This window comes from Methanospirillum sp., from assembly GCF_035406105.1.
GTDB lineage: Archaea > Halobacteriota > Methanomicrobia > Methanomicrobiales > Methanospirillaceae > Methanospirillum.
This window is the reverse complement of sequence record NZ_DAONKG010000141.1, coordinates 1-6,544: the sequence shown is the minus strand read 5'-3', so window position 1 is coordinate 6,544 and position 6,544 is coordinate 1. Positions and strand designations below refer to the sequence as shown.

8 protein-coding genes are annotated in these 6,544 nt (G+C 48.9%); 7 read left to right on the top strand and 1 reads right to left on the bottom strand.

Annotation, left to right across the window (positions count from 1 at the left end):
* The first annotated feature begins 152 nt into the window (after positions 1-152).
* From PLA23_RS09130 to pyrI, 3 genes are read left to right on the top strand one after another with little or no spacing between them, the layout of a single operon-like run.
* Positions 153-1,139: a HEAT repeat domain-containing protein gene (locus tag PLA23_RS09130; protein WP_324474930.1), complete on the top strand. Its 987-nt coding sequence runs from the start codon at positions 153-155 to the stop codon at positions 1,137-1,139.
* A gap of 59 nt (positions 1,140-1,198) precedes the next feature.
* Positions 1,199-2,095, top strand: coding sequence for an aspartate carbamoyltransferase (pyrB, locus tag PLA23_RS09125; RefSeq protein ID WP_324474932.1), 897 nt, complete (start codon positions 1,199-1,201; stop codon positions 2,093-2,095).
* Complete coding sequence (pyrI, locus tag PLA23_RS09120) at positions 2,092-2,559, top strand: aspartate carbamoyltransferase regulatory subunit (protein ID WP_324330146.1); 468 nt, start codon at positions 2,092-2,094, stop codon at positions 2,557-2,559. The genes pyrB and pyrI overlap by 4 nt, the downstream gene beginning before the upstream one ends.
* Here the strand turns inward: pyrI and PLA23_RS09115 are convergent, their stop codons facing one another.
* On the bottom strand, positions 2,560-3,039 hold the full coding sequence (locus PLA23_RS09115; protein ID WP_324474928.1) for a phosphopantetheine adenylyltransferase: 480 nt from the start codon (positions 3,037-3,039) through the stop codon (positions 2,560-2,562). It lies immediately after the preceding gene.
* 224 nt (positions 3,040-3,263) lie between these two features.
* Between PLA23_RS09115 and PLA23_RS09110 the strand changes: the two genes are divergently transcribed.
* From PLA23_RS09110 to PLA23_RS09095, 4 genes are all read left to right on the top strand, one after another.
* On the top strand, positions 3,264-3,755 hold the full coding sequence (locus tag PLA23_RS09110; protein WP_324330150.1) for a gamma carbonic anhydrase family protein: 492 nt from the start codon (positions 3,264-3,266) through the stop codon (positions 3,753-3,755).
* Positions 3,748-5,025 (top strand): FAD-dependent oxidoreductase, encoded by a 1,278-nt coding sequence (locus PLA23_RS09105; RefSeq protein ID WP_324330151.1) that lies wholly within the window; start codon positions 3,748-3,750, stop codon positions 5,023-5,025. The genes PLA23_RS09110 and PLA23_RS09105 overlap by 8 nt, the downstream gene beginning before the upstream one ends.
* Positions 5,026-5,027: 2 nt before the next feature.
* Positions 5,028-6,092 (top strand): S-methyl-5-thioribose-1-phosphate isomerase, encoded by a 1,065-nt coding sequence (gene mtnA / locus PLA23_RS09100; protein ID WP_324474927.1) that lies wholly within the window; start codon positions 5,028-5,030, stop codon positions 6,090-6,092.
* The coding region (locus PLA23_RS09095; protein ID WP_324474925.1) for a DUF116 domain-containing protein at positions 6,092-6,544 on the top strand (453 nt) is incomplete at its 3' end. The genes mtnA and PLA23_RS09095, both read left to right, overlap by 1 nt.

Genomic DNA, 6,544 nt, shown 5'->3' with positions numbered 1-6,544 from the left:
CCATATGCAATGGCAGCATTGAGTGCTATCGGTGAGCCGGCAGTACCTGCCCTCCTCCCTCTTTGAAAAGTCCTGATACGGTTGCTCAGCAGTATGCCATTCATGCACTTACACGGATTGGATCCCCTGCTGCGTCGGCACTGATGTCCCTGATGCAGACGGATGAGAGTCTTGTTCCTTTGATAAGTAAAATACTGGCCGGGATGGGTGGATCTGCTCTTCCGGAGCTCATTCAGGAACTGGAGAGCCTGCAGGCAGCAGGACAGGAAGGGAGCAGCAGGGGCATTGCAGTCATGTCCCTGATTACCGAGATAGCACTCTCAAACCGTGATGATCTCAGGCACCTGTTCTCCATACAGAATCCTGTTCTGACGACCATGTTTGAGCGGATCTTCATCAGTAAAGGTGAGCAGATATTGCCTCCTCTTCTGGATGCCGTCATGGAGGAGCAGTCGGTTCCGGCCATGGCTGCCAATATTATTACCTCAATGCGTGCTCAGGCACAGGCTGCAGTCATCCGTCTTCTCAAATCTGTAGGTCCGGGAGATCGTCGTCGTATTGCTCTGCTTCAGGTTTTAGGAGTCCTGAAAGATCCGTCATCTGCATCTGTCATGTATGATGCTTTGCAGGATCCGGATCAGGAGATCAGGATGACCGCTATTCGGGAGCTTGGAAAATTTGGACGGGAGGCATTAGGACCACTTACTGATGCGATGCATGACCCAGATCCAAAGGTACGTGCAGCAGCGGTTGAGTCGTTAGGCGATATCGGGCTGCCAGTCCTGGATCAGTTGATTACCGCACTCAAAGATCCGGACGGCTCAATCCGTGCGGCTGCACTCAAGGGCATATCAAAGATCGGAGAAGCAGGACAGTTTATGCTGGTGCAGACCCTGGATGACAAGGATCGGCATGTCCGAAAAGCCGTCGCAAAACTTCTTGATGAGAGTGGATGGAAACCAAAGTATACAACTGACCGGCTCAGTTATCTCTTTGCCAAGGAGATGTTTGACGAACTTGTCCGGATCGGCCCTCCAAGCGTTGATACCCTTGCCCGTGGACTTCACGATGATGATCCTGAGATCCGGGAACGTTCACGTGAGGCACTTGCAGTTATCAGAGATTCCATTCAGATCTGACAAAACATACTAGCAGCATGCCATCCACTAGTACGTACCGGAGGAGTACGCGTACGTCCATACATCACATTATCTCCATCCATGATCTGGACAGGGATCAGATAGACCGGCTGCTTACCCGTGCTGGTGAGGTCCAGTCAGAATATACCGGAAAAGAACCATTGAAAGGAAAAATTCTTGGTCTGCTTTTTTTTGAGCCCAGTACCCGGACACGGATGTCATTTGAATCAGCCATGCTCAGGCTTGGTGGTGCCTGTATGAACCTTGGGGGAGTAGAGGTAAGTTCCATGGCAAAAGGAGAGACCCTGGCCGATACCATTCGTGTGGTAAGCGGGTATGCGGATGCGATCGTCCTGCGTCATCCAAAAGTCGGGGCAGCACGACTGGCCAGTGAGTTTTCCGATATTCCCATACTCAATGGAGGAGACGGGGCTGGTCAGCATCCGTCTCAGACGCTGATTGATCTCTATACCATCAGGCAGGCAATGCCCCTTGATAATATCAATATCGGACTCATTGGAGACCTGATGTATGGAAGAACGACTCATTCCCTTGCCTATGCCCTGACCCATTACAATGCCAGAATTCATACCATCGCCCCCAAAGGTCTCGGCCTTCCAGACTCCATTCAGGATAATCTCAAAGAGCGTGGGGCTGTGGTCATCGAGCATGATTCCATTGAAGAGATAATCAGCGAGCTGGACGTTCTGTACGTGACAAGACTTCAGCGGGAGCGTTTTCCTGACCCTGCAAAATTTTTTGATGTCTCATCCAGTTACCGGATCACCCCCTCCCTCCTCTCGGATGTGAAAGACCATCTCGCAATCCTTCACCCCCTTCCACGGGTGGATGAGATCGATACGGCAGTAGATAATCTTCCCTACGCCCGGTACTTTGAACAAGCCAGAAATGGTGTGCCGGTCAGGATGGCGATGCTCACTGAGGTTATGCTATGACCGAAGAAGAACCAAAACGAACCCTGGTCATCAGTACCATCAAGAACGGAACGGTCATTGATCACATCAGTGCCGGAGAAGCACTCACCGTACTTCGGATACTTGGGATAACGGGAAGTACCCGGGAGTGTGTGAGTGTTGCAACCAATGTCAGCAGCAGAGTTCAAGGGAAGAAAGATGTGGTCAAGATTGAGAACCGGGAACTGAAGACAAAAGAAGTTGACCGGATTGCTCTTGTTGCACCGGATGCGACTATCAATATCATCCGGGATTATCGGGTTATTGAAAAAAAAGGTGTTGATATTCCCCATGTTCTTATCGGAGTGCTCAAATGCCCAAATCCCTGTTGCATCACTAACACGAATGAACCGGTTTTAAGCAGGTTTGAGATGCATGGGAAAAAAGCGGTGTGCTCTTATTGTGATGCAGTCATTTCATCTGATATCTCTTCACATATCATCTGATCATTCTTCTTTTTGTGAAATTCGGTGTATTAGTCGTCCATGAGTATCAATCTCACCCCGCCATATCCGGGTACTTGAGATCCACCGTCCGTCTTCTGCAAGGACACATCGAATCATGTGAATCTCAACGCATGGTTTTCCCCGTTCCCTTCTCTTCTGATTGATACTCTGGCCGACCGGAAAGGTCTCTTCACTTACAACGAGAGCATCAAAGTCCGCATCAAGGGTTGAGCCGTACTGATCATGAAGTTCTTCTATCTCCCATCTGGCCTTTGGATGAAGGGATGTAATATATGTGGTAAGATCCCGGTACCGGTCAGCATACGGATGAATCGGATGGGATTTACGGTTTGCAAATGAATCGCTCGTAAGACCGATAATGACCAGCCCGTCCGGGTGAGCAAGTTCAAAGGCGCGTCTGATGAGAAGCCGGTGTCCGTCATGTAGAGGATCAAACGTGCCCCCCACCATAATTTTCATGAATGTACTGTTTCATGCGATTTTATAAAACTGATATCATCTGTCTTTGTATTGTCAGATACATATGGGAAGTATCCGAGAGCCACGCGTGTGGTTCTGACTGATAAAGAGGGATAATACAGCCGGTATATGACTGATCCTATTATACTATCACGGCCTAAACGTATGATAGAGTACCTGCCCGACCCCGGGCTGGTGAATGCGTCATAACCTGTGAACGTCTTATGCAAATCCATCAGAATATCCCTAACGCTGCTTTTATTGCACCAAATGCCACGGTGATTGGAGATGTCTGTACCGGTCAGGATATAAATATCTGGTACGGAGCGGTCATTCGGGCAGATAAGGACAGGATTACCATTGGAAACAGGTCGAATATTCAGGATAATTGTGTTGTTCATACCTCGAAAGGACATCCGGTCAGCATTGGTAATGATGTTTCTGTTGGTCATGGCGCCATACTTCACGGATGCACCATAGGGAGCACAGTTCTGGTCGGTATGGGAGCCATTGTGCTGAACGGGGCAGTTGTCGGTGATAATACTATCATCGGTGCCGGGGCTGTAATCACCGAAGGAAAGGTTATCCCCCCCGGTTCTCTCGTCCTCGGGCTTCCAGGAAAGGTTATCAGAACGATATCAGACGAGGAGATTGCTGGTATCAGGACCAATGCTTCTGAATATGTAAAACTTGCACGGATTCATGCCCATGAATGAAGCTGTTGTTATCGGAGGCGGCATCGCAGGTATTACTGCTGCACTTGACATTGCGAATCATGGCATTCATGTTCATCTTGTCGAGCGTGAACCAACCATCGGGGGACATATGGCGATGCTTGATAAGACGTTCCCAACCAATGACTGTTCCATGTGCATATTAAGTCCGAAGATGGTCGAGGTGGAGCGACACCCGAATATTACTCTGCATACCCTTACGGAGGTGACAGGAGTTGCGGGTACGGCCGGAGACTTTACCGTATCTGTAAAACGATATCCCCGGTATATCCGGGCTGCAGACTGCACCGGTTGTGAAGATTGTGTTGAAGTCTGTCCGGTTGAGGTTTACAACCGGTTTGACGCCGGGATTGGTGTACGAAAGGCTATCTATAAGGCACATCCTCAGGTTGTCCCCAATCTTGTCGTCAGAGATAGGGAACATTGCATCGATTGTGGTCTATGTTATGATGTTTGTGGAAAACAGGCCGTCCTTCGGAATGATGAGGATACTGAAGAAGAATTTACCATAAAAGCCGGGACAATTATTGTTGCCACCGGATATGATGTCTTTGATGCAAGAAAAAAGACCCCATATAAATATCTTTCAATACCCGATGTGATCACCAGTCTTGAGTTTGAGCGGATAATAAACGCAAGCGGCCCGACCGGCGGGAAGATAAAACGAATATCCGATGGCCGGACACCAAAAGAAATTGTTTTTATCCAATGCGTCGGATCTCGTGACCTGCCACTTGGATGCCCCTCCTGTTCCGCGGTCTGTTGTATGTATGCCATAAAAAACGCCATGCTGATCAGAGAGAAATATCCGGATACCCGGGTCTCTATCCTTTATATGGATATCAGGGCGTATGGCAAAGGATATCAGGAGTATTATGATCGTGCTGAGACGCTTGGTGTCAGATTCATTCGGGGGATGCCAGGAGATATATACTCCCAGGACGGGACGGTTATCGTTCAGGTTGAAAATACCGAAACGAAGGAAGTATTGAGGATAAATGCTGATCTCGTCGTATTATCGGTTGGTATCAGACCGACTGGGACCGCTTCGTCACTTGCAGAGCGACTTGGTATAACCTGTGATGAATCCGGATTTTTTGAGAGTGCTGATGAGAAATGCGGGCCGGTACAGACCCTTCGGCCCGGAATATTTATCGCCGGGACCTGCAAGGAACCGATGGATATTCCAGATTCAGTAATGGAAGGCGGTGCTGCCGCGATGCAGGCCGTCATGACTCTCATGCGTGAGTGATTATGGAGCCGCTCCGTCCGATTCTTTTTCATCCGCATATTCCTTCGATTGAATATATCGAACAGACTATACTTCCGGATGCATACGAAGTCAGAACGGCCAGATCAGTCTCTGATCTTGCACAGGCAATACAGCGTCTTGGTATCAGGGGGGCCCCGGCCCTTGGATGTGCCGGAGCGTGTGGGGTTGCATTATCAGCTCTTCTTTCAAAAGCTGCAACCTTTCCAGAATTTCTTGAGCAGATACGACATGATGCACACGTTCTGAAAAACACTCGTCCGACTGCGGTAAATCTCTTTTATGGGATCGATCATGTCCTCTGTACGCTCGAGCATGCCCGATCAATAGAAGAGGCAAAAAGCAAGGCGGTCGATGCTGCACAGGAGATTATTGAGGCAGACCGGAGGACCTGTCATGCAATTGGTAAGACCGGGCTTTCTGTCATTCCTGATGGAGCCCGAATTCTGACCCATTGTAATGCGGGAGCACTTGCCTGTGCTGAATGGGGTACTGCTCTTGGTGTTATTCGCTCTGCTCATGAGGCAGGTAAAAAAATTTCCGTTTTTGCCTGTGAAACCAGGCCTCTTTTACAGGGTGCCCGCCTGACCACATGGGAACTTATGAGGGATGGGATTGAGGTTACACTTATCACCGACTCCATGGCGGCCGTTCTGATGCGGAAAGGTGAGATTGATCTGGTTTTAGTCGGAGCAGATCGAATTGTATCAGATGCTGTGTTTAACAAGATCGGTACATATATGCATGCGGTCTGTGCACAGGCTCACAATATTCCGTTCTACATCGCGGCGCCACTTTCCACATTTGATGAGAAGAGCCGGGAGGCAGATATTACAATCGAAGAGCGGGATCCGGATGAGATCCGAACGGTCAGGGGGTGTATAACCGGACCAAAAGATGTCCCGGTCTGGAATCCTGCATTTGATGCAACACCGGTCCATCTTATATCTGGTATTATTACGGAGTACGGTATCTTTTCTCTTCCCCGCGATAGTGACATAATTGATCAGATACGAAAAGGAGAGAGAACAGGAGGAGCGGTTTTGTGATGACGATCCTTACTCCGTATCTGCCGGTTATTACGCTCATCGGAGAGCTGACCATTCTGATTTTTTTATCCATCCTGATACTCGGATTCATCCTGCTTATTCTTACAGTCTATGCGATACGATCAGGAAATATTCTCTTCCCCCGATTCATGCGTGCAGGACTTCTCTTTCTTGAAGGAATGATGCGGGGACTATTTCGTCTGTTCGGGTTTGAAGATAGTGATTTCCTGCGGATAATTGTGACACTGCAGAATACCCTCAATCGGAAGGCTTTCATGGTAATTCCGGTATCAGAACGGGCAGTCTTTTTCCCCCAGTGTCTTCGATCCAATGCATGTCCTGCTCACCTGCATGATGAAGGATTAAAATGCCGTGAATGTGGACTGTGCAGAGTTGGCGAAGGGAAACGGTTACTGGAGCTTTTGGGATACCGGGTGTTTATCGTCCCGGGT